Source organism: Janthinobacterium sp. TPC_1 (genome assembly GCF_056037845.1).
Map to the genome: position 1 here is coordinate 4133768 of NZ_CP195157.1, position 19470 is coordinate 4153237.

A 19470-nucleotide genomic window follows, 5' to 3' on the forward strand; every position below is an offset into this window, starting at 1 on the left:
CGTGGGGCTTAGGCGCCCAGCAGGCGGTTTCCCGATTCCGTCATGGAATCGCTGGCCTTGAATACTTTCATTTGCATCTCGAAACTGCGGTTCAGGCTCATGGTGGCGACCATTTCCTCGACGGCAGAGACGTTGCTGCCTTCCAGGTGGCGGTCGCGCAGGCGTACCGTCGGATCGGCCTGCAAGTCTTCGCCGCCGCGCGCCACGATCAGGCCCGCCTCGTTCTTCGTCAGCTCGCCCGCTTCGGCATTGACCAGCTTGAGCTTGTCGACCGTCTGCATTTGCGCGGTGCCCGGCACCTGGATGGAAATCGTGCCATCGGCGCCGATCGACAGGCTGGTGTGTTCGGGAATCGTGATGGGGCCGCCTTCGCCCAGCACGGGCCGGCCGTTGATGGTCAGCGCGCCCGTTTCATCGAGGTCCATGGCGCCGGCGCGCGTGTAGGCTTCGCCGTTTTGCCACTGCACCGCGAGAAAGCCGTTGCCCGTGATGGCCACGTCGAGCTCGCGTCCCGTCTCCTTGATGGCGCCGGTGCGCGTGCCGACGGCGCTCGACTGCGTCTGCGTCATGTGGCGGTCGTCGTAGCCATAGCCGTTCTGCAGCGGCTGGGCCGTCGATACCTCGAGATTGGCGCGGAAGCCGCCCGTTTCGATGTTGGCCAGGTTGTTGGCGTGTACCTGCTGTGCCCGCAGGGCACGGTCGGCCCCGCTCATGGCGGTATAAATCAGCGCATCCATTGCTCTTTACCTTTGCGTATCGTGGATTACAGCGCTTGCATCAGCGATTGCAGCATGGCGTTCTCGGTCGAAATGACCTTCGAGTTCGCCTGGTAATTGCGCTGCGACGTCATCAGGCCCACCAGTTCGGAAGTGATGTCGACGTTCGACTGTTCCAGCGAGCTCGTCACCAGTTTGCCGGCCATGCCCACGCCCGGACGGTCATACATGGCGGTACCGGAGGTGGTCGAGGCGACCCAGCTGGTATCGTTGACGGCCGTCAAGGCGCCTTCGTCGGGGAAGGTTGCCAGGGCGATCACGCCGATGCTTTGTTTCTGGCCATTCGTGTATTTCGCCACGACGGAGCCGTCATCGGCCAGTTCCACGCCCATGTAGGTGCCCGAGGCATAGCCGTCGGCGCGGTCGGTCGAGGTCGTGGCTTCACCGGCGAACTGGGTGGTGCCCGCGTAGTCGATGGCGACCGTCATCGGCGCGGCGCCAGCCGGCGTCGGCAGCACTGGCGACGCGGTCGTGCCCGTCAACAGCTTGCCGTTCGTGTCGAAGGTCATGCTCGTCACCGGCGTCACATCGGCGTTGTCGAAGGTGTAGTGCACGTCCACGCCCGTTGCCGTCTTGACGAAGTACTGGCCCAGCGAGTGCTTCGCGCCCAGCGAGTCGTAGACGATCGAGGACTTGGCGCTGTTGTAGCTCAGTTCGTTGGTCTTGCTGAACGGCGGGGTTTTCACGGTCCATTCGGACGACATGTTGGCGGCATACGCCAGCTTGGTCGTTGCCACGGCGGGAATCTGGCCCGTCGGAATGTTCATGTCGCCCATGGTGCCCAGAGTGGTGCTGCCCTTGACGGCGGCGTAGCCCTGCACCAGGCGGCCGTTCGAGTCGATCAGCTTGCCATCATTGCTGGCCGAAAAGATGCCAACGCGGCTGTAGATCATGGTGTTCTGCGCATCGCGCGTGACGAAGTAGCCGCGGCCGTCGATGGCCGCGTCGAGCGCGCGGCCCGTGTTGAGCACGCCGCCATTGAGCGACATGCTTTGCGTCAGCGAACCGATTTCCGTGCCCGTGGCGCGCGACCCGGCGTACATGGCCGAAAAGTTGGCGCGGCTGCTCTTGAAACCGTAGGTGCCGGCATTGGCGATATTGTTACTGGTGCTGTTCAACTGTTGGTTGATGGACTGGATACCGGACAGGGCGATGTCGAAACTCATGTTGACTTCCTTTAGTGAAGGAGGAGATTAGTGTTCAGGAACGAAGGGGAGAGCGGATCAGGCCGTCTTACCGTTAAAGCCGGTGATCGCGCCAGGGTTGACTTCGCCCAGGTTCGACACGCTCAGAATCATGCTGCCGCCGGCCGACAGGCGCACGCTGTTCAGCTTGCCCGCGATATCGACCGTCGGCTTTTCGGTGCCATTGGTGGTGACCTTCATGCTGTAGGTGCCAGCAGGCAAGCCCAGGGCGACGGGATCGATGGTGAACGGCACCGTGCCGGCCGCCTTGGCGCCCAGTTCGATCTTGTATTCCTTGTCGTCGATGCCTTTCAGGGTCACGGTGGTCTTGGTGGTGCCGGACGCCAGCGCGATGCTGCCGCTGACCTTGCTCTTGTCGAGCTGCACCGTTTCGCTGTTGACCATGACTTCGGAACCGACTTGCGCGCCCAGGGCCAGCACTTGCATCGATTGCAGCACGCTGGCATTGGCGCTGGTCAGAGCCGACAGGTTCTGCATCGCTTCCGTCTGCGCCTGCTGCGTCAATTGATTGACGAACTGGCTCGGATCGGTCGGCGCGAGGGGATCCTGGTTCTTGATCTGCGCGACCAGCAATTTGGTGAACATATCCTGGGTGGCATTGCTTTGCGACTTGACGGCATTGCTGTTGCTGCCGCTGCCGCTGGTGTTATTTGTAAAGAGATTGGTTTCCATGGATTATGCTTCACCTAATTTGAGGAGCGATTGCTGCATCGACTTGATGCGGCCCAGAACTTCGACATTGGTTTCAAACGCGCGCGAGGCCGACATCATGTCGGTCATCTCGGCGACCTGGTTGACGTTGGGGTAGAACACCATGCCATCGGCATTGGCCATCGGATGGCCCGGTTCATACACCTTGCGCGCAGCGGCTCATCGCTTTGCACCACGTCGAGTACTTGAACTCGTCCGCCGGCGCCGCTGGCACCGGGGCCATCCATCACGGCCGCAAACACCGGCTTGCGCGCGCGGTAGGTTTCGCCTTCGGAACCGGCCACGGAATCGGCATTGGCCAGGTTGCTGGCGATGGTATTGAGGCGCACGGTTTGCGCCGCCATCGCCGAACCGGCGATCTTGGAAATATCCTGGAAGCTCATGTGATCCTTATTGTCCGGAAATGGCCTTGGACAGACCCTTCAGTTTCATGTTGACGAAAGTGAGGCTGGTCTGGAAGTCGGTGGCATTCTGCGAGAACGCCGCCTGCTCCACGCCGATTTCGACGGTGTTGCCGTCGCGGCTGGGGTGGTAGGGGACGCGGTACAGGGCGCTGGCATCGTCATCGGTCGACAGCAGGCCGGCCTCGTTATCCTGCAACTGCTGCAGGGCGCTGCCGAAATCCATGTCCATGGCCTGGAAGCCTGGCGTGTTTTCATTGGCGATGTTGGCCGCCAGCACGCGTGTACGGTCGGCGCGCAGCGCGAGCGCATCGGCGTGCACGCCCAGCGCATCCTTGAAATTAATCCCCATGGTCATCCTTTGTATTGAATTCGATCGTGCTTTTTGCGGTTCGGGCTAGAAAATAGATGGTGCAGAGGTAAAATCCCAGCCTGGTCATGTTGACGCATGGTAAGGTCATGCCGCTTCAGTATCTTTGATTAAGGTTAGCAATGATTTATTTTGAGAACTATTCCATGATGTGGAACAAGGCGCAAGGTCGTCACATACTATTGCCAAGCCTATTTTTACTGACCAGCCTATATAGTAGTGCAGGACGCGCAGAATTGCCAGCCGACAATATATTTTCGCGTGTGGAACAATTGGCGCGCGAGCAATTGGCACAGCAGGCAGCCTCGGCGGGATTGCTGGAGCCGCAGTTCCAGGTGGCCGTGGTGAAAAGCACGCGCCCCATGCCGGCGTGCGCGGCGCCCGTCGCGCTGGAAACGGCGGACAGCCGTTCGGCGCAGCGCATGCGCTTTGTTGCAGTGTGTCCTGGGAGCAACGGTTGGCGCTATGAAATGCTGGCGCGCGGCAGCATCACGGCCCAGGTGGCGGTGACGAGCGCCCCCGTGACGGCGAATACGCCCTTGCAGGCGGGCGACGTGACGATGGCGCGGCGCGATGTGACGATGGTGCCCGACAGCATTGCCTCCTTGCCCGGCGCCGTTGGCCTGTCGAGCCGGCGCAGCTTGCGTGCCGGCGAAGTGTTGCGGCAAGGACAACTGGCCTCGCCCGTGTTGATCAAGCGGGGCAGTGCGGTGAATATCGTGGCGCGCAAGGAGCAGGTGGAGGTGAGCATGGCCGGCGAAGCGCTGGATCCGGGCGCGCTGGGCGAGGTGATTCGCGTGCGCAACGCCACCAGCGGCACGGTGATACGTGCCAGGGTGGTCGATGCGGGTGTGGTGGAGCCGGCCGATATTGCTGGCCGTTAAGAAAAATCAGTCGGCGGCGGCCGTGCGCTGCAGCCGCGTCGCCAGCTGCGTCAGCTTGGCGGCGTAGTTGGGGTCGGTGGCATAGCCGCCGCGCGCCAGGCCTTGCGCGAAGGCGCCCGCGTCGGCACCCGTGTTCAGGGCGGCGCGGTAGCGCGGGTTGTCGAGCAGCACTTGCGCATAGTCGCGGAAGGCGCTGGCCTGGTCCGGGTAGCTGCGGAAGCGTTCCGTTTTTTTCAGGGCCGTAGCGCTGCCCGCCTCGTATTCGGTGGTGACATTGCTGGCCACGTCGCCCTGCCATTTGCCGCCGGCCTTGATGCCGAACAAATTATTCGTGTCCGCGCCCGTGCCCTGGCGCAGCGGACGCTGGCCCCAGCCCGATTCCAGCGCCGCGTGGGCGGCGACGATTTCCGGCGCCACGCCAAGGCGCGCGCCTGTTTCTTCCGTCCACGGCTTGATCGAGGCGAGGAATTGCTGCTGCGTTTCGCCGAATCTCGCCGCCCTGGCTGATGGCGCCCAGGACGTTGACAGGCTGGCTTTGCTCCAGGTAGGCGCGGCCCTGCGGGCTCAGGCTGGTGGCATTGCCGCCGCCCTGTTCGATGAAGCGGGCCACTTCGCCCTGCACTTGCCGGAACACGCTGCCAAAGCTGCCGCCGGAGACAGTGGCGCCAGTGGCGTCGGTGGCGCGCATATTGCTTTGCACGGCATGGGTCGCCGCCGTCGATGGCGTCGCCGCCGTGGCGCGGGTGGTCAGGAAATCAGCCTGGCGCATACGTATCTTCCTCGCCATGCAGCACGCGCTGCATGATGCTGTACTGCTCTGTTAATAAATCGCTGTTGCGGGCATTCAGGCGCTTGCATTCCAGCACCATCTGTTCCAGCAAGGCCCAATCGGCCTGGGCCTTGCTGCGCGCGTCTTCTTGTAATAACGCAAACAATTGCGGCATATCGCCTTGCGGGCCCAGCAGGGCAGTGACGAGGCTGACCCGCTGGCGGCGGCGCGCATCGAGTGGCTCGACGGCGGCGACGACCTGGTCGGCCAGCGCCGTCAGCTGCGCGCTCTGGTGGTGCAGGGTGGCCTGAAATTGTTCTTCCAGCAAGGTTTGCAGGGCGGCGTAGCCGGCGCGGTCGTCCGTCATGCCTTGCAGCACGCGGCGCATGGCTTCCTGGCGCGTGATGCCCTTGCGCGGCGCGGTCACGATTCGCCGCCGTGGAAACGCTGGATCAGGCCAGCCAGTTTTGACGGATCGAACGGCAATTCGCCCTTGGCCAGCGCATCGCGCAGCATGGCCACGCGCTCGTGATCGATCTCGGGCATGGCGCGCAGGGCGGCCATGGCCGGTTGCAGCACGGCCGATTGCAGTTCCGCCCCGGCCGACGAGCCGCCCATGGCGCCTGCGGCACCCGCGTGCTCGGCGATCGCCTCGGCCGGCGCCACGGCGCTGCTGCGCACGGCAGCGCCGGTATTGCCGGAGGAGATTTTCATACGTTGTTTGCCTTTAATTTGCATGCTCGTCCCGTTCCTTCTTTGCGGGCAGGCCCAGCTTATCACGCAGGCGCTGCAAGGTGCCCGAGTCCGGTTCACCCACTTGCAACTCTTCGCCTTGCGGCTTTTGCCCGGCCATGCCGAACATGGCGGCGATGCTGTCGGCCTGGCCACGCGTCAATATTAACAGTTCGATGCGGCGGTTGATGCCGGCACTGGCATTTTTCACGTCCAGCGGCGCGCGGTCGGCCATGCCCACCACTTGCAGCACGCTGTCCGGACTCATGCTGCCGATCAATAATTGCGCGCGCGCCGACATGGCGCGGTTGGCCGACAGGGTCCAGTTCGAAAAGCCTTCATAGCCGGTATTCGCGTATTGCATCGAATCGGTATGGCCGACGATCAGCATCTGGTTGTCCATCTGGGCAAAAACAGGGCCCATCTGGCGCAGCAGCTTGCGGAAGCGGTCGGTCGGCACGGCGCTGCCGCGCACGAACATGCCTGCCCTTGTCCGTATCGTGCAGCATGACGCGCAAGCCGTAGGGCGTGATCACCGATTGCAAGTTGCTTTTCAATCCAGCTTCGTCGCTGAGCTTGTCGAGCGCGCGCGACAGGCTCAGCAGGTCTTCCGGCGACTGGTAGCTGATCTTGGTCTGGTTTTGCGCGCGCGGCGCCAGCCTTGCCATCTTGCATCTGCTTGCCTTCCGTGCGCGTGTCGCCCGTGCCCTTGCGGGGCATGGGGAAGCGCTCGATCAGGCTGCCACGGGGGCCGCCTTTCTGTTCCGGCATGACGCCCTGGCCTTCGCCCTGGCGGCTGCCGGCGCTGGCATCCATCATGATTTCCTTCATCGCCTGCTGCTCGCGCGCGGCCATCAGCCACAGCACGAGGAAGAGCGACAGCAGGGCCAGGCAAAAGTCGGCAAACGCTACTTTCCAGGCGCCGCCGTGGCCGTCGTCGTCGTGCTTGCGGCCAGCCCGCTTGATGATGGCCTGTTCATGTTTCTCATGCGGCTTTAGCACGGCGGCCTCCCCGGCCTTGGCCTTGCTCTTGTTCGGCGCCGCCATCTTCCAGCGCATTGATCCAGCTTTCCAGCTGGGCGAAGCTTGGCTTGATGTTCAACTGCACCAGGCGGCGGCCCGCATCGATGGCCAGCAGGGGCGGTTTGCCCGCCACGTGCGTGACCAGCACGACCTTCACGCATTCCATGGTCGAGCCTTCCTCGCCCACCAGCTGTTTCATCATGTTGCACATCGGATCAAGCACGCCGTAGCAAAAGAAGATGCCGATGAAGGTACCGACCATGGCGGCGCCCACTTTTTCCGAAATTTCCGCCGCATCGGCGCCGTCGGCCACGGAATTCATGGCCATCACGATACCGAGCACGGCGGCCAGAATACCGAAGCCGGGCATGGCTTCGGCGATCTTGTGCAGCGACTTCGACGGTTGCAGCAATTCGTCGTGGATGGCTTCCAGTTCCTGTTCCAGCACGCCTTCGAGCTCATGCGCGTTGATCTTGCCCATCGCCATCAAACGGAAGTTGTCGACGATGAAAGCGAGCAGCTTCGGCTCTTCCAGCACCAGCGGATAGCGCTGGAACAGGGCGCTTTCGCGCGGTGCCTCGACGTGGGCATCGAGCGCCTTCAGGCCGCCGGCGGCCGTTTGCAGCAGTTCGTACATCAGCAGCAGCAACTGGCGCTGGAATTCCGAGCCTTGCTTCTTGTGCGTGACGATCTTGCGCATCTGGTGCAGCATTTCACCGAGTACATGCTTGGGGTTGCCCAACACCAGGGCGCCGACGGCGGCGCCGATGATGATGATCAACTCGACCGGTTGCCAGATCGCGTGGACGGTGCCGCCCATCAGGGCGAAGCCTCCGAATACACACCCCATCACGATTAAGATACCGATAATTACCATGTCAACTGCCTTTCTGCGTCATTGTGCTGCGTCAATTTGATGGATAGTGCTGAAACTTATGCGTCTTGCAGCATGGCTTTCATCTTGCCCAGTGCCGTCTTGTTGAGCTGGCAGACGCGGGCGTCGCTCAGGTCAAGCACGGCGGCTATTTCTTTGTAGCTCAGTTCGAATTCGTAATACATCTGGATCACGCGCTGCTCGCGTTCGTCCAGCGCGCGCAACGCTTGCTCCAGGCTGCGGCGCACCATCAATTCAATTCTTCCGGGCTCGGTGCGCTGTCGGCCTGCCCCAGGCTTTCCTGCAGCACTTCGTCGAAACTGGCGATCAGCTCGGCGTTTTCAGCCAATTGATATTCCTGGAAGGCTTCCGGCGTCAGCTTCAGGGCCGCCATGATTTCCGCCTCCTGCGGCTCGCGTCCCAGGCGCCGGGTCAGGGCGCGCACGCTGTCGCGCAGGCGGTGGCTTTCCTGGCGCACGGCGCGCGGGCGCCAGTCCTGGCGCCGCAGTTCATCGAGGATGGCGCCACGGATGCGCAGGCTGGCATAGCTGCCGAAAGACTGATCCGGCACGCCGTAGCGGCGCAAGGCTTCGAGCAAACCCATCAGGCCAATCTGCTCCATGTCGTCGCGGTCGATGGCGCCCGATACCTGCGAATTGAGCTGGCGCACGATGCGCTTCACCAAAGGGGCGTACGCCACCAGATGTTGTTGCTCTTCAGCAACGCTGAGCACGGCCGCGCAAGCGCTGGCGGCCGCATATTCTCCGGCGCCATACGCTTCCTGGTATTGCTCTGCATAAGCCACAGGGTCTCCCACTAGGTCGGCTGGCGTGTTGGCTTATTCAATGATCAGCTTGCCGACCATGACTTCGGTGAACGGCTTTTCCATCTGCTCGCGTTCATAGCTGACATTGAATGCCTTGTTGATCTGCTCGGCATACTGGTCCACGGTCATGGTTTGCGCCTTGTCCAGTGGAAAGCTCGACAGGGTGCTGACGGCGATCGAGCGCATCAGCGGCAAGTGGTCCTTGGTCAGCTTTTCCTTTTCTTCGGTGGTGGCGATCACCAGGTCGGCCGACAGGTAATGCGTTTCGCCTTCGCCGGGAGCGCGGCGCAGCATCACGATGACCTTGTCAAGCGTGATGAATTTGCGCGCCTTCTTGCCCGTGGCGGGTGGCGGCGGGGCTTTCGCTTCGGCAACATCGGCATGGCCGGCGACCGGTTTGGCCAGGTACCACATGGCGCCGCCTGCCGCGCCGGCGGCCAGCACCGCCACGGCGATAAAGCCGCCTATCAGTTTCATTTTCATAGTCATCAGGTGGTTTCTCGCTCATGCATGGCGTACGTGGTGCTGGAGGCTGTGCCATCGGACAGGGCGCGGCCCGGTTCGGCATCGTCCTGCTGGCGGCCCGGTTGACGCTGGCCGCGCGCATCGCCTTCGGCAAATGCCTGGGCGGCGGGGCTGCGCGGGGTGGCGCTTATATTGACGGCCACCTCGGTGTACTGGCGCTGCGCCAGGTCGCTGCGCATGTTTTCGCCGATGCCTTGCAACTGGCGCAACACTTCCGAGTTCGATGCCGTGACGTTCACCTGCAGCGCGCCGGCCGTGTGGCGGATGGAGATCTCAATGCGGCCCAGCATGGGCGGGTCAAGGCGGATCGTCGCGTGTTCGCTGTTGCGGCCGAGCTGCGTCTGCAGGCGTTCGCCCAGCGCTTCGCGCAGCGGTTCCTGCCATTGCTGGGCAGGGCCGTTGAGCTTGATGGTATCGCCGGCCGGGGCCGCCGTGGCGGCATTCCCGACCGCGCCCGTCAGGCCCAGATTGGGTGGCGTTGGCGTTGCAGCGCCGCGTTCGCCTTCGCGCGCCGCAGCGGCAGGAGTGGCGGCCGTCACCGGCGTGCCTTGCTGCAATAGCGACTCGAAAGGCTGGGCCGGCGCGCTGCCCTTGGCGGCGCTCGCCGGGATGGCTGCTGCCAGCGGTTCGCGCGTATCGCGGCCTGCCGGCTGCGCCGTTCCCTGTGCGCTGAGGCTGATCGCCGCCGGATGCAGGCTGATGTTGAGTGCCGGGTTGGCTTGCGCCACATTCGCCTGCGCGTGTGTCTGTGCCTGTGCCTGCGCGGCGGCGCGCGCCTCGGCTGCGGCCGCGTCCGTTGGCGGCAGCATCGTCAGCGGCAAGCCGATGACAGGGGCGGCCATGGCGGGCAGGCCGCTGTCGGCCTGGCTGTCGCTGTCGCCATCCTTGGCGGGTGCGGGCGTATCGCCATCGGCCGTCTGCGTGCCTGTCACATCGAGCACCTGCGCAAACAGGGGCAGGGCGGAGGGCGCTGCACCGTTGCTGCCATAGCCTGGCGTGCCGGGCAAGGCGGCCGCCTGTGCCGACGCTGGCGCCGGTGCCGCATTGGCCGTCGCTGCCGGAGCGGCCGGCGCCTTGTTGAAGTTCATGATCATGCTTGATTCCCGTCCGAGTCGTATTCGCCGAGTGCGGCGTAGGCGACCCAACCTTCCTTATTTGCCTGTAATGCACCCAGGTGTTGACCCAGGCGTTCTTTTTCCGCAGAGCAAATTTTAACCGCTTGCGCGTGAATTTTGCGCAATTGCAACAATTCTGTTTGTTCCAGCGCATTCCATGCGCCGCGTTCGGCCAGCAGCGGGATGTTTTTCGCCAGGCTGGCCGAGATTTGTTCCATCGCCTCCCAGTCTGCCTGGGCGACAGCCGCGCTCAAATGCCGGCTCAGCTGCTGCAGCGCAGCGCGCCTAGGCATTATTGGCCTGGACGCCCACCCAGCCGCGCTTGATGGTGGTCATCAAGGTAGTCACTTCATCGATCAGCGTCGGGTCGAGCTTGATGCCGGCCGTGTACAGGCGAGCCACGCAATAGTCGTACAGGCGCGCCAGGTTGACCACCACTTCGCCGCCATTGTCGAAATCGAGCGAGCTCGACAGACCGTTGATGATCTGCGTGCATTTATCCAGGCTGATGGCCTTTTGCTCGTAGCGCTTGCCCACGATATGCCCCGCGCGCGCGCGCCAGTTCTTCCAGCAAGCCGTCCGTCAGCACCAGTACCAGCTCGACCGGTGTGGCGCGGGCGGTCTGGGAATCGAGGTTGACGGCGTGACGGCGTGGTAGTTGCCGTAAGCTTCATTGTTCAACATTATTATCTTCTCGCTATGTTAACTGTGGCGGCGCGGCTGGCACGTCCGCCTTAGGATTTGCTGCTATTAAACATGGCATCGAACATGTCGGAATTCCTGGTCATTTGCTCCTGCAATACTTGCAGTCGGGAATACTGATCCAGGAAGCGGCTGTACGCCGTGTTGTACTGGTTGGTCAGACGCTCGCTGCTCTTGACCAGGCTCTTCTGCAACTTGTCCGTCGCTGCCATGCGTTGGGTGATCTGGCCCTTGGTGACATTGCTCCACTGGCCCAGCACCTTGTCCAGGCCGCCGAGCACGCCGGCAGGTGCCGACAGGCTGTTATTGCCGAACAGTTTGTCCAGGCCGCCAGGATTGTCTGCCAGTTTGGCCGTCAGTTTGGCAGAATTCAGGCTGATCGTGCCATCGCGCTGGGCCGTAATGCCATACGCCACCAGCGACACGCCATCGACGGTCAGGCGCAAGGCATCGCCCATGCTGGAGCGCAGGGCGTTCAGGCCGGAATCGTGGGCAAAGATGCCGGCAGCGATATTTTTCTCCGGGTTGCCGGGGTTGGCCAGGCCATCCATCACGCTTTTCAGCTTGTTGTAGGCGTCGACGAAGGCTTGCACATTGGCAATGGTGCCAGCGCTATCCGTCCCGACGGTCACGGTAAGCGGATTTTCGCCCGCCGTCATGGCCTTGGTGAATGTCATTTTCACGTCTGGCACGTTGGTAAACGTGTTCGATGCCTGCGTGATTTTGGTGCCGGAGCCCTGGGCTCCCAGCCAGACGATGGCATCCTTGGGCGCCACGAGGGCTTTCTTGTCGCTCTGCAGCGCTGTCTGCAGCGCCGGATCCGTCACACTGTTGGTGTCGATCGAGACGGCATTGGCCAGGCCGGTGAGATTCGATGTCAGCACCAATTGCGCCTGGTTGCCGATATTGATGACGGAAGCGGTGACGCGCGCATTATTCTTGCTGTTGCCATTGATGGCAGCGGCGATTTCCTGCGGCGTCAGGTAGGGGTCGCCATCCTTGTTGGCGGCGGCCAGGTCGATGTCGAAGGCATTGTCGGCCGTGGCAGCGGCTGCCGGGTCGCCGATGCGGATGGTCATGTTGCCGCCGTTGGCGGGCGTGGTGCTGCTCAAGCCGCCATACGACGTCTGGCTGGCCGTGGCCAGTTGTTCCACAAAGAATGCGTAGCTGCCCGGCGCCGCCTTGATGCCGGCCGTGGCCGTGCCATACGCGGTATTGCTGAAGGTGGCGGACTGGTTCAGCACGGATTTGCTGGACGTCATTGCCGACATCGCCAGCTGGAATGCCGAGATGGCCGATTTCAGGTTGCCCAGCGCGCTGGAGGTGTTGTTGGCAAGCGTACTCTGAGCCTCCAGGGCCGCCTTTTGCGCAGCCACCGATTTGGTAGCCAGTTGTTGTGCTGTGACGAGTGGATCGTATCGTGGTGCGGTAATTGCGTTTGCCATGCCAGACTCCTGAATAAAGGGTTATACCGGTACAAGGCGACCCCCATTCCCGTTTCGTGAAGTTTTCCTGAAAGAAACTTACACAAACTTCATTTTACCTGCCCGCGGAACCAGAATTGCGTCGCCAGCTCGTCTTGCCGCTTGGCATCAACTCGTTGTTGCTCATTTGCAACATGCTTCTGTTTTTGCGTCAGCACCTGGTCCAGCACTTCGCGCTTGGCCCAGGCCGTGTTCAGTGCGCGTTGCGAAACGGCCATGTTGGCTTCGTGCAGGTGCAAATCCGTGCGGTGCTGGTCGGCCATCTGCATCACGGCCTGCTTGAAGTTGCCGCAGTTGACGGACAGCGCCAGGGGCAGGGCGCCGCTGGGGCCGCTATCCGTGTACAGGCCCGTCAGGCGCTCCAGGTTTTTCTGGTAGCGCTCGCGCACGGCCGTCTGCGCCGCCATTTCGCCTTGCAGGCGTTCCACTTCGGTGCTGCGCAGGCGACCAGGGTGGTCAGATTGCGGATGGTATGCGCGTCGCTCACATATGCTCCTAGGCCATGATCTGTTCAAGTTGTTCGATGCACGGCCCCATCGGCGCCTCTTCCTTGGTGCCCTGGCACAGGAAGGCTTCGATGGGCGCGTGCAGCTGCACGGCGCGGTCGGTGATCGGGTCGGCGCCCGGCACGTAGGCGCCCAGCGGGATCAGGTCGCGCACGCGCGCGTGGCGCGCCATCGACGCCTTCAGCGCGCGCGCCGCCTGCATGTGCTCGGGCGTGATCACCTGCGCCATGCAGCGGCTGATCGAGGCGGCGATGTCGATGGCGGGGTAGTGGCCCCGTTCGGCCAGTTCGCGCGTGAGCACGATGTGGCCGTCGAGAATCGCGCGCGCCGTGTCGACCACGGGATCCTGCTGGTCGTCGCCTTCGGCCAGCACCGTGTAGATGGCGCTCATGCTGCCGTCCGGGTGGGCGCCGTTGCCGGCGCTTTCCACCAGTTGCGGCAGGTTCGAAAAGACGGAAGGCGGATAGCCGCGCGTGGCCGGCGGCTCGCCCAGGGCCAGCGCCACTTCGCGCAAGGCCATGGCATAGCGCGTGAGCGAATCGACCAGCAGCAGCACGTGCTTGCCCTGGTCGCGGTAGTGCGCGGCGATGGAATGGCACAGCTCGGTGGCCATGATGCGCATCAAGGGCGATTCGTCGGCCGGTGCGATCACCAGCACGGCTTTTTTCAAGCCTTCGGCGCCGAGCGACTTTTCGACGAATTCGCGCACTTCGCGGCCCCGTTCGCCGATCAGGCCGACGACGACGACATCGGCCACCGTCTGGCGCGTGATCAGGCCCAGCAGCACGCTCTTGCCGACGCCGGAACCGGCCATCAGGCCCACGCGCTGGCCCTTGCCCAAGGTCAACATGCTGTTGATGGCCCGCACGCCCACGTCCAGCGGTTCGACCACCGGTTGTTTCTTCAGGGGATTGATTTTTGGTGGCGTGACTTCCAGGATGTGTTCGCCGCCGAGGCGGCCCAGGTCGTCGATCGGCTCGCCCAGGCCATTCACCATGCGGCCCAGCCACGAGGGGCCGATCTGCAGGCTGGCCTTGTCGGGCAGGGGCAGGACCCTGGCGCCCGTGGTCAGGCCCGTGGCCTTCTTGAACGGCATCAGGTAAGACAGTTTTTCGCGGAAGCCGACGACTTGCGCATCGAGCCACTCGCCGCTGACAGTTTCAATTTGACAACGCTGGCCCGTGTGCAGGCGGCAGCCGGCGCTTTCCAGCAGCAGGCCGGAAGCGCCGACCAGGCGGCCGGTGGGTGTCGCGACCGGGATATCGCCGATCTCGAAACTGCGCAGCGTGTCGGCGATCATGCAGGCGCGCCCTGGTCAGCGTGTTCGGCGGCCAGCGCCAGGTGGCTGCTGACTTGCTCCATGCAGGCCGACAGGCGCTGATGGCAGCCGGCGTCGACTTCATTGTCGCCCGCCTTGATGCGGCATTCGCCCGCGTCGAGGCGCGCGTCGGCGATCAGGTTCCAGCGCTTGGCGCGCTTCGGATCGAGTTCGCTGATGCGTTTGAGTTCTTCCGGATTGAGGAAAACGTCGATTTCCTCGCGCGTGGGCGGCATCGAGGCCAGAGTCTCGTCGACCAGGGCCAGCAATTGCACCGGCTGCAGCGCCAGTTCCGCGCGGATCACCTGGCGCGCCACCTTGGCCACCAGGTCGACCACTTCCTTGCGCTGCGCTTCGCGGTAATCGGCGCGCACTTTCTTCAGGTCGCGCAGGATGGCGTCGACGGGGCGGGCCAGGCGGTCCAGCGCCACCAGGGTTTCATTGCGGCCTTCTTCGCGGCCCTGCGCCACGCCGTCGCTGCGCCCGGCGTCGTAGCCGTCCTGCTGGCCTTGCACCAGGCCCACTTCGTAGCCGTCGCGCTGGCCCTGCTCGAAGCCTTCCGAGACGGACGCCTGCCACTGGCCGTCCGTGTCCTCGCTGGCGGCGCGCTGGCCGGCGGCGATGAATTGCGACAGGGGCGGGAAACGATACGAGCGGAAGTGTTTCATTCGATCACCGCTTCGGCAAACAGTTGCACTTCGATTTCGCCCGCATCGGCGAGGCCCTTGACGGTGGCCATGATTTCCTGGCGCGTCTGTTCGATGCGGCTCAAAGGCACGGGGCCGGAACGGCGCATCATGTCTTCGAAGCTCTGCGCCTGGCGGCGCGGCATGGTTTTCAGCACGGCGTCGCGGATCGACGGTTCCGCGCCCTTGAGGGCGATGGCCCACTGTTCCATCGGCACGTCTTCCAGGATGCGCGTGAGCGTGACATCGCTCTGCGTGGCCAGGATCAGGAAGTCGTACATGCTCAGTTCGATTTCCGAGACGACGTCCGGGTCGTGCGCGCGCAGCAGTTCGACCAGCGCGGCACGGTTGCCCGGCATGCGGTTGAGAATCTCTGCCGCCTGGCGGATGCCTTCCACGCTGGTGCTTTGCGTGTCGAGCGTGCCCAGGCAGCGGCCCACCAGTTCGTCGAGCTCGACCAGCAGGTCGCGGTCGATCTCGTCCAGGCGGGCCAGGTTCAGCAAGACCAGGTCGCGGCCTTCGACGGGCAGGGCATCGAGGATCTGGCCGGCCAGCGCGGGCGGCAGGAAGGCCAGGAACACGGCTTGCATCTGCACGTGCTCGTTGACGATGTATTCGGCCAGCCATTTTGGCGAGGCCCATTGCAGGCGCGCCATTTTCGGACGGATGGCGTCGCCGTAAATGTTGTTCAGCACGCTGTTCGCGATATCGCTGCCCAGCGCCATGTCCAGCGAGCGCTTCAGGTAGCTGCGCGAGGCGCCGTGCACGCCGCTTTGCTGGCGGTAGTCGTCGAAGAAGGTCTGCATGGCCGTTTTCACGGATTCGACCTTGATGCCGCTCATGCGCGACATCACCTGCGTGACTTCCAGCAATTCTTCACGCGACAGGCAGCGCAGCACATTGGCGGCCTGTTCTTCGCCTATGCTCAGCAGCACGATGGCAGCCTGTTCCACAGGGCTCAGGCTGACGTTCTCGACATCTGCGTCGTCAGGGAAATTATTGTTGTTGAGTTCGGCCATTTTTCTGCATCCATTGTTTGACGACTTCGGCGACACGCTCGGGTTCTTTTTCCGCCAGCACTTTCAGGTGGTCGACCATCACGTCGACCGCCGAGCCGGGTGGCGGCAAGTCATAGTTTTCCAGCAGCGGCACGACCGGCATGCTGCCGCCGGCGGCAGCTTCGCCTTCGAGCGCCAGCGGGCTGCCATTCACGCCCAAGGCCGGCGCGCCGGCGGCGGCGGTGGCGCCAGTGGCGCCGGCCGTGCTGCTGCCGGCCAGGGCCATGGCGGGATCGATCTGTTTGAGTGCCGGCGGCGCCAGGCGCGTGGTCAGCAGGCGCAGCAGCGGACGCAGGATCAGGAAGTAGCCGAGCACGGCGCCCAGGGCGTACAGCAGCCAGCTGCTGAAATCGACGACGGTGTCGCGCTCTTCCCACCACTGCGCCACGGGCGGCTTGGCCGGGAAGGCCAGCGCCGTCAGGCTCAGGCTGTCGCCGCGCTGGGCGTTGATGCCCAGGCCGCTGTTGAGCATTTTTTCAATATTGCCCAGTTCGGCAGGGGTCCAGCCCGTTTTCGGGTTCGGTGCGGCGGCGCTGTTGAGGACCACGGCGACGCTGAGTTTTTCCAGGCGGCCACGGCTGCGCTTGATCTGCGTGATGCTGCGGTCGTACGCGTACTGGCGCGTGGTGGCGTTCTTGCGGGCCGTGCCGTCGTCGGACGGCTTCGGTGCTCCATCGGCGGGCGCGGCGCCGGCGGCGTCGGCCGGTGCCGGCACGGCGGCCGCTGGCGGACGGTTCGACAGGCTGCCGGGAATGCCGGCCACGGTGCGGTTGCGTTCCTGCTCTTCGCGCATCGCTTCGCTCGTCACTTTCGGAGCTTCGCCGTATTTTTCCAGCGTTTCGTCCACGCGGTCGTTGTTCACGGCGGCCGTCACGCTGAGCTTGAAGTTGTCTTCGCCGATGACGGGGCCGAGCAAGCCCGTGACGTTGCGGCGAATTTCATCCTGGAAACGTTTCGCGCCTTCATTGCCGGCGGCCGAGGCATCGAAACCGTCCGTCAGGTCGACGTGCGAGGACAGCAGGTTGCCGCCCTGGTCGACCAGGCTCACGCGCGTGGGCGCCAGGCTGGCGACGCTGCCGGACACCATGTTGATGATCGCGGCGATCTGTTCCGGCGCCAGGGTGCGGCCCGGTTTCAGCGCCACCACCACGGAGGCGGACGATTTGTCGCCGTCGCTGGCGACAAACGACGTCGATTTGGCAATCGACAGATGGACGCGCGCCGAAGCGATCGCGTCCATCGTCATGATGCTTTGCGCCAACTCGCCTTCCAGGCCGCGGCGGAAGCGCACGTCCTGCACGAATTGGGAGACGCCCAGCGGGTCATTCTTGTCCATCAGCTCCAGGCCGGCCGGCAGCTGCGCCGTCACGCCCTTCGAGGCCAGCAGCATGCGCACCTTGCCCAGCATGGCGTCGGGCACCAGCACCTGGCCGCTGTCCGGATGCAAACGGTAGGGGATGTGCTCGGCGTCCAGGGTGGCCATCATGTCCGTCACGGCCACTTTTTCGCGCGCGCCAAACACCGGCTTGTAGTTGGCCTGGTCGCGCCAGGCATACATGGTCACCATGGCGGTGATGCCGATGGCCAGCACGACGATGGGAACCAGGTTTTTCAGCAGGGCGGGCGGGATGGCGGGCTGGGCGCCAAGGCGCCAGCGCGCAAATGCGGACTTCATGGGGGTAATCACTTGGGGTAACTTTCGCTGGGAGGCTGGGCGTGGATCAGGACGTGAAGATTACAGAGGCAGTTTGATGAGTTCGTCGACGGCGCCCATGACCTTGTTGCGCACTTGCATCAACATGGAGAAGGACAGGCTCGCTTCCTGGCTGGCCAGCATGGCGCCGACCATGTCGTCGCTCTTGCCGCTGTCGACGTCGCTCATTTTCTGCGCGGCCATGCGGTCGTCGCCGTTGACCTTGCCGATGGCGTCTTTCATGCTTTGCGCAAAGGAGAAGCCGGACTGTTCCGGCGCGCCGAACTGGGCGGCGGGCGCGATGCTGGCGCCCAGGGCGCGCGCGTCATTGCTCAGTGCTGCCAGATCGGCCTTGATCAGACCTGCGAGTTCGTTGCTCATCTTGCCCTCTACTTTCAATATGCGGTGACGTATCAATCAGAAATTACTGGTGTTGCCATTCCGGCAGGCATTACATCCAATGCCATCCTGCCCGGTCCGAGTTGCAGGACCCATCAGTTTTATCAGTTGCCACACCATCCGCTCAAGCAGACTCAAACAAACCCAGCAAACCCACGCCGACATGATTTACATGGCCATGATAACTAATATTTATCTGATAAGAGTTTCTGCTGGTGGCAATAATAAAACTGGAAACTGCCATAAAAACCGGAATCAGGTAAGGGGAATGGCGCACTGCAAATCACTATTTTCTCGCCATAAGCTTACCCGCAGGCAACTATAAAGTAAAGAGAGGATTGTCTCAAGGAATATTGATACATGGCAATATTTGGCGTTTTCATGTATTGTTCAGCACCGTAGTCATCTAGCATGCGATACGATGCGCAATCGTTTGCTTGCATACCGGTAGGCAAGGTCAAGATGATGCTGTATTTAATTTCGGGCGATCCGTATAATTTGTTCTGCCACCGCAATACCGACATGACCACTACATGACAATCATTACCAAGACAGATCAAGCTGCGCGCCATCAAGTCCTCGATTCCTGTCTGCTTGGACGTCCTGTCCATTTGCTGCATGTATTCGGCGCCCAGCTGCGCGACGACCTGGCAGTGGCCTTGCGCCAGCCCATGAGCCGTCGCTACTGGGGTAATTTCCAGATCGATGCCGTGAATTTGTCGCGCGTGGAAAACGAGGACAGCGTGAATCGCTGGCTGAGTTTTTCCACGCCGGCCAGCCAGACGGGCTTTGCCCTCGAACGGCAGATCCTCTTGAGCGTGCTGAACTATCGCTATGGTAGTGCCGGCGCCAAGGGCGTGCTGCCCGATCCGGCGCAGGTGCGCGTGACGGCCACCGAGGAGCGCCTCGCTGTGGTGCTGGGACAACAGTTGGTGAACAGCTTGTTTACCCGTATCCACAAGAATCTGCAAACGCTGGGCAAAAGCAGCGGCATCGACACCAGTGCCGAGTTCGCCGTGCAGTCGGGCGTGCACCCGGCGCGCGGCAGCTGGATCGTCAGCGTGGCGCTCAGCGACGTCGAGGCAGGGCAGAGCGGCCACTTCTGGTTCTCGCTGGACAAGCGCCTGATGGCCGACGTGCTGCGCGGCCTGTTGCCCGAACGCGCGCAAGCGAAGAAGGCCTTGCGTGGCAGCGTGCGTCCGCTCGCTTCGCGCCTGCAAGTGACGCTGGAAGGCCGCCTCGTCAGCAAGCAGATGCAACTGGGCGCCTTGTTCGACCTGCGCGTGGGCGACGTGATTCCCGTCAGCCTGAGCCGTACTGACGTCATGCTGGACGACTCCCGTTTATTTACAGCTGCTGTTTCCGAACACAAGGGCAAGCTCTGTTTAACCTCATTTGAAGATGTCGAATAAT

At 63.0% G+C, this 19470-nt stretch carries 23 protein-coding genes and 3 pseudogenes; 2 read left to right on the forward strand and 24 right to left on the reverse strand.

Annotated elements, in window-relative coordinates; genetic code table 11:
• Positions 1 to 8: 8 nt before the first annotated feature.
• The 5 genes and pseudogenes from flgF to flgB form a co-directional block, all read right to left on the reverse strand.
• Positions 9 to 737: a flagellar basal-body rod protein FlgF gene (gene flgF, locus ACQVLG_RS20285; RefSeq protein WP_230541884.1), complete on the reverse strand. Its 729-nt coding sequence runs from the start codon at positions 735 to 737 to the stop codon at positions 9 to 11.
• Positions 738 to 763: 26 nt separating this feature from the next.
• Positions 764 to 1942 carry a flagellar hook protein FlgE gene (locus tag ACQVLG_RS20290; protein WP_230541885.1) on the reverse strand — a complete coding sequence of 393 codons (1179 nt, stop codon included), beginning with the start codon at positions 1940 to 1942 and terminating at the stop codon, positions 764 to 766.
• A 57-nt stretch (positions 1943 to 1999) separates the two neighbouring features.
• Positions 2000 to 2653 (reverse strand): flagellar hook capping FlgD N-terminal domain-containing protein, encoded by a 654-nt coding sequence (locus ACQVLG_RS20295; protein WP_230541886.1) that lies wholly within the window; start codon positions 2651 to 2653, stop codon positions 2000 to 2002.
• A 3-nt stretch (positions 2654 to 2656) separates the two neighbouring features.
• Positions 2657 to 3075 (reverse strand): annotated as a pseudogene (flgC, locus tag ACQVLG_RS20300) (flagellar basal body rod protein FlgC).
• A 7-nt stretch (positions 3076 to 3082) separates the two neighbouring features.
• Complete coding sequence (gene flgB, locus ACQVLG_RS20305; protein WP_034758109.1) at positions 3083 to 3445, reverse strand: flagellar basal body rod protein FlgB; 363 nt, start codon at positions 3443 to 3445, stop codon at positions 3083 to 3085.
• Between the two features lie 281 nt (positions 3446 to 3726).
• Here flgB and flgA point away from each other — a divergent pair, with 281 nt between their 5' ends.
• Positions 3727 to 4347 carry a flagellar basal body P-ring formation chaperone FlgA gene (gene flgA, locus ACQVLG_RS20310; RefSeq protein ID WP_474290790.1) on the forward strand — a complete coding sequence of 207 codons (621 nt, stop codon included), beginning with the start codon at positions 3727 to 3729 and terminating at the stop codon, positions 4345 to 4347.
• 6 nt (positions 4348 to 4353) lie between these two features.
• Here the strand turns inward: flgA and ACQVLG_RS20315 are convergent, their stop codons facing one another.
• The 19 genes and pseudogenes from ACQVLG_RS20315 to fliE form a co-directional block, all read right to left on the reverse strand.
• Complete coding sequence (locus tag ACQVLG_RS20315) at positions 4354 to 4764, reverse strand: glucosaminidase domain-containing protein (RefSeq protein WP_474290791.1); 411 nt, start codon at positions 4762 to 4764, stop codon at positions 4354 to 4356.
• The gene (locus ACQVLG_RS20320; protein WP_474290793.1) at positions 4673 to 5116 is read right to left on the reverse strand and encodes a hypothetical protein; all 444 of its coding nucleotides are present in this window, start codon (positions 5114 to 5116) and stop codon (positions 4673 to 4675) included. The genes ACQVLG_RS20315 and ACQVLG_RS20320 overlap by 92 nt, the downstream gene beginning before the upstream one ends.
• The gene (gene flgN, locus ACQVLG_RS20325) at positions 5103 to 5543 is read right to left on the reverse strand and encodes a flagellar export chaperone FlgN (RefSeq protein WP_230541889.1); all 441 of its coding nucleotides are present in this window, start codon (positions 5541 to 5543) and stop codon (positions 5103 to 5105) included. The genes ACQVLG_RS20320 and flgN overlap by 14 nt, the downstream gene beginning before the upstream one ends.
• On the reverse strand, positions 5540 to 5830 hold the full coding sequence (gene flgM, locus ACQVLG_RS20330; RefSeq protein WP_230541890.1) for a flagellar biosynthesis anti-sigma factor FlgM: 291 nt from the start codon (positions 5828 to 5830) through the stop codon (positions 5540 to 5542). The genes flgN and flgM overlap by 4 nt, the downstream gene beginning before the upstream one ends.
• Positions 5831 to 5843: 13 nt before the next feature.
• Positions 5844 to 6329 (reverse strand): OmpA family protein, encoded by a 486-nt coding sequence (locus ACQVLG_RS20335; protein WP_474290794.1) that lies wholly within the window; start codon positions 6327 to 6329, stop codon positions 5844 to 5846.
• Positions 6233 to 6907 (reverse strand): flagellar motor protein MotB, encoded by a 675-nt coding sequence (locus ACQVLG_RS20340; protein ID WP_474290795.1) that lies wholly within the window; start codon positions 6905 to 6907, stop codon positions 6233 to 6235. Before ACQVLG_RS20340 ends, ACQVLG_RS20335 begins: the two co-directional genes overlap by 97 nt.
• Positions 6834 to 7748: a flagellar motor stator protein MotA gene (motA, locus tag ACQVLG_RS20345; protein ID WP_034757817.1), complete on the reverse strand. Its 915-nt coding sequence runs from the start codon at positions 7746 to 7748 to the stop codon at positions 6834 to 6836. The genes ACQVLG_RS20340 and motA overlap by 74 nt, the downstream gene beginning before the upstream one ends.
• A gap of 56 nt (positions 7749 to 7804) precedes the next feature.
• Positions 7805 to 8550 (reverse strand): annotated as a pseudogene (locus ACQVLG_RS20350) (FliA/WhiG family RNA polymerase sigma factor).
• A 33-nt stretch (positions 8551 to 8583) separates the two neighbouring features.
• Positions 8584 to 9048: a flagellar basal body-associated FliL family protein gene (locus ACQVLG_RS20355; protein WP_474290796.1), complete on the reverse strand. Its 465-nt coding sequence runs from the start codon at positions 9046 to 9048 to the stop codon at positions 8584 to 8586.
• An 11-nt stretch (positions 9049 to 9059) separates the two neighbouring features.
• The gene (locus ACQVLG_RS20360) at positions 9060 to 10190 is read right to left on the reverse strand and encodes a flagellar hook-length control protein FliK (protein ID WP_474290797.1); all 1131 of its coding nucleotides are present in this window, start codon (positions 10188 to 10190) and stop codon (positions 9060 to 9062) included.
• A complete protein-coding gene (locus tag ACQVLG_RS20365; RefSeq protein WP_230541895.1) occupies positions 10187 to 10429 on the reverse strand; it encodes a hypothetical protein in 243 nt (80 codons plus the stop codon). The genes ACQVLG_RS20360 and ACQVLG_RS20365 overlap by 4 nt, the downstream gene beginning before the upstream one ends.
• 67 nt (positions 10430 to 10496) lie before the next feature.
• A pseudogene (gene fliS / locus ACQVLG_RS20370) lies at positions 10497 to 10895 on the reverse strand (flagellar export chaperone FliS).
• A gap of 50 nt (positions 10896 to 10945) precedes the next feature.
• A complete protein-coding gene (fliD, locus tag ACQVLG_RS20375) occupies positions 10946 to 12358 on the reverse strand; it encodes a flagellar filament capping protein FliD (protein ID WP_230541896.1) in 1413 nt (470 codons plus the stop codon).
• 89 nt (positions 12359 to 12447) lie between these two features.
• The gene (locus tag ACQVLG_RS20380) at positions 12448 to 12825 is read right to left on the reverse strand and encodes a flagellar export protein FliJ (protein ID WP_474290798.1); all 378 of its coding nucleotides are present in this window, start codon (positions 12823 to 12825) and stop codon (positions 12448 to 12450) included.
• Between the two features lie 67 nt (positions 12826 to 12892).
• Positions 12893 to 14203 carry a flagellar protein export ATPase FliI gene (gene fliI, locus ACQVLG_RS20385; protein ID WP_230541897.1) on the reverse strand — a complete coding sequence of 437 codons (1311 nt, stop codon included), beginning with the start codon at positions 14201 to 14203 and terminating at the stop codon, positions 12893 to 12895.
• Entirely contained in the window at positions 14200 to 14889 is a 690-nt protein-coding gene (gene fliH, locus ACQVLG_RS20390) for a flagellar assembly protein FliH (protein WP_099375832.1), read from the reverse strand. The genes fliI and fliH overlap by 4 nt, the downstream gene beginning before the upstream one ends.
• Positions 14886 to 15926 (reverse strand): flagellar motor switch protein FliG, encoded by a 1041-nt coding sequence (locus ACQVLG_RS20395; RefSeq protein ID WP_230541898.1) that lies wholly within the window; start codon positions 15924 to 15926, stop codon positions 14886 to 14888. The genes fliH and ACQVLG_RS20395 overlap by 4 nt, the downstream gene beginning before the upstream one ends.
• The gene (gene fliF, locus ACQVLG_RS20400) at positions 15904 to 17640 is read right to left on the reverse strand and encodes a flagellar basal-body MS-ring/collar protein FliF (RefSeq protein WP_230541899.1); all 1737 of its coding nucleotides are present in this window, start codon (positions 17638 to 17640) and stop codon (positions 15904 to 15906) included. Before fliF ends, ACQVLG_RS20395 begins: the two co-directional genes overlap by 23 nt.
• A gap of 60 nt (positions 17641 to 17700) precedes the next feature.
• Complete coding sequence (gene fliE / locus ACQVLG_RS20405) at positions 17701 to 18039, reverse strand: flagellar hook-basal body complex protein FliE (protein ID WP_034787870.1); 339 nt, start codon at positions 18037 to 18039, stop codon at positions 17701 to 17703.
• A gap of 551 nt (positions 18040 to 18590) precedes the next feature.
• Here fliE and ACQVLG_RS20410 point away from each other — a divergent pair.
• A complete protein-coding gene (locus ACQVLG_RS20410) occupies positions 18591 to 19469 on the forward strand; it encodes a FliM/FliN family flagellar motor switch protein (protein WP_230541900.1) in 879 nt (292 codons plus the stop codon).
• Position 19470 lies beyond the last annotated feature (1 nt).

Bases quoted from the DNA above. Each gene is read 5' to 3' on its own strand.
- flgF (WP_230541884.1), bottom strand. From the start codon at position 737: ATGGATGCGCTGATTTATACCGCCATGAGCGGGGCCGACCGTGCCCTG.
- ACQVLG_RS20290 (WP_230541885.1), bottom strand. From the start codon at position 1,942: ATGAGTTTCGACATCGCCCTGTCCGGTATCCAGTCCATCAACCAACAG.
- ACQVLG_RS20295 (WP_230541886.1), bottom strand. From the start codon at position 2,653: ATGGAAACCAATCTCTTTACAAATAACACCAGCGGCAGCGGCAGCAAC.
- flgB (WP_034758109.1), bottom strand. From the start codon at position 3,445: ATGGGGATTAATTTCAAGGATGCGCTGGGCGTGCACGCCGATGCGCTC.
- ACQVLG_RS20320 (WP_474290793.1), bottom strand. From the start codon at position 5,116: ATGCGCCAGGCTGATTTCCTGACCACCCGCGCCACGGCGGCGACGCCA.
- flgM (WP_230541890.1), bottom strand. From the start codon at position 5,830: ATGAAAATCTCCTCCGGCAATACCGGCGCTGCCGTGCGCAGCAGCGCC.
- ACQVLG_RS20335 (WP_474290794.1), bottom strand. From the start codon at position 6,329: ATGTTCGTGCGCGGCAGCGCCGTGCCGACCGACCGCTTCCGCAAGCTG.
- ACQVLG_RS20340 (WP_474290795.1), bottom strand. From the start codon at position 6,907: ATGCGCTGGAAGATGGCGGCGCCGAACAAGAGCAAGGCCAAGGCCGGG.
- motA (WP_034757817.1), bottom strand. From the start codon at position 7,748: ATGGTAATTATCGGTATCTTAATCGTGATGGGGTGTGTATTCGGAGGC.
- ACQVLG_RS20355 (WP_474290796.1), bottom strand. From the start codon at position 9,048: ATGAAACTGATAGGCGGCTTTATCGCCGTGGCGGTGCTGGCCGCCGGC.
- ACQVLG_RS20360 (WP_474290797.1), bottom strand. From the start codon at position 10,190: ATGATCATGAACTTCAACAAGGCGCCGGCCGCTCCGGCAGCGACGGCC.
- ACQVLG_RS20365 (WP_230541895.1), bottom strand. From the start codon at position 10,429: ATGGAACAAATCTCGGCCAGCCTGGCGAAAAACATCCCGCTGCTGGCC.
- fliD (WP_230541896.1), bottom strand. From the start codon at position 12,358: ATGGCAAACGCAATTACCGCACCACGATACGATCCACTCGTCACAGCA.
- fliI (WP_230541897.1), bottom strand. From the start codon at position 14,203: ATGATCGCCGACACGCTGCGCAGTTTCGAGATCGGCGATATCCCGGTC.
- fliH (WP_099375832.1), bottom strand. From the start codon at position 14,889: ATGAAACACTTCCGCTCGTATCGTTTCCCGCCCCTGTCGCAATTCATC.
- ACQVLG_RS20395 (WP_230541898.1), bottom strand. From the start codon at position 15,926: ATGGCCGAACTCAACAACAATAATTTCCCTGACGACGCAGATGTCGAG.
- fliF (WP_230541899.1), bottom strand. From the start codon at position 17,640: ATGAAGTCCGCATTTGCGCGCTGGCGCCTTGGCGCCCAGCCCGCCATC.
- fliE (WP_034787870.1), bottom strand. From the start codon at position 18,039: ATGAGCAACGAACTCGCAGGTCTGATCAAGGCCGATCTGGCAGCACTG.
- ACQVLG_RS20410 (WP_230541900.1), top strand. From the start codon at position 18,591: ATGACAATCATTACCAAGACAGATCAAGCTGCGCGCCATCAAGTCCTC.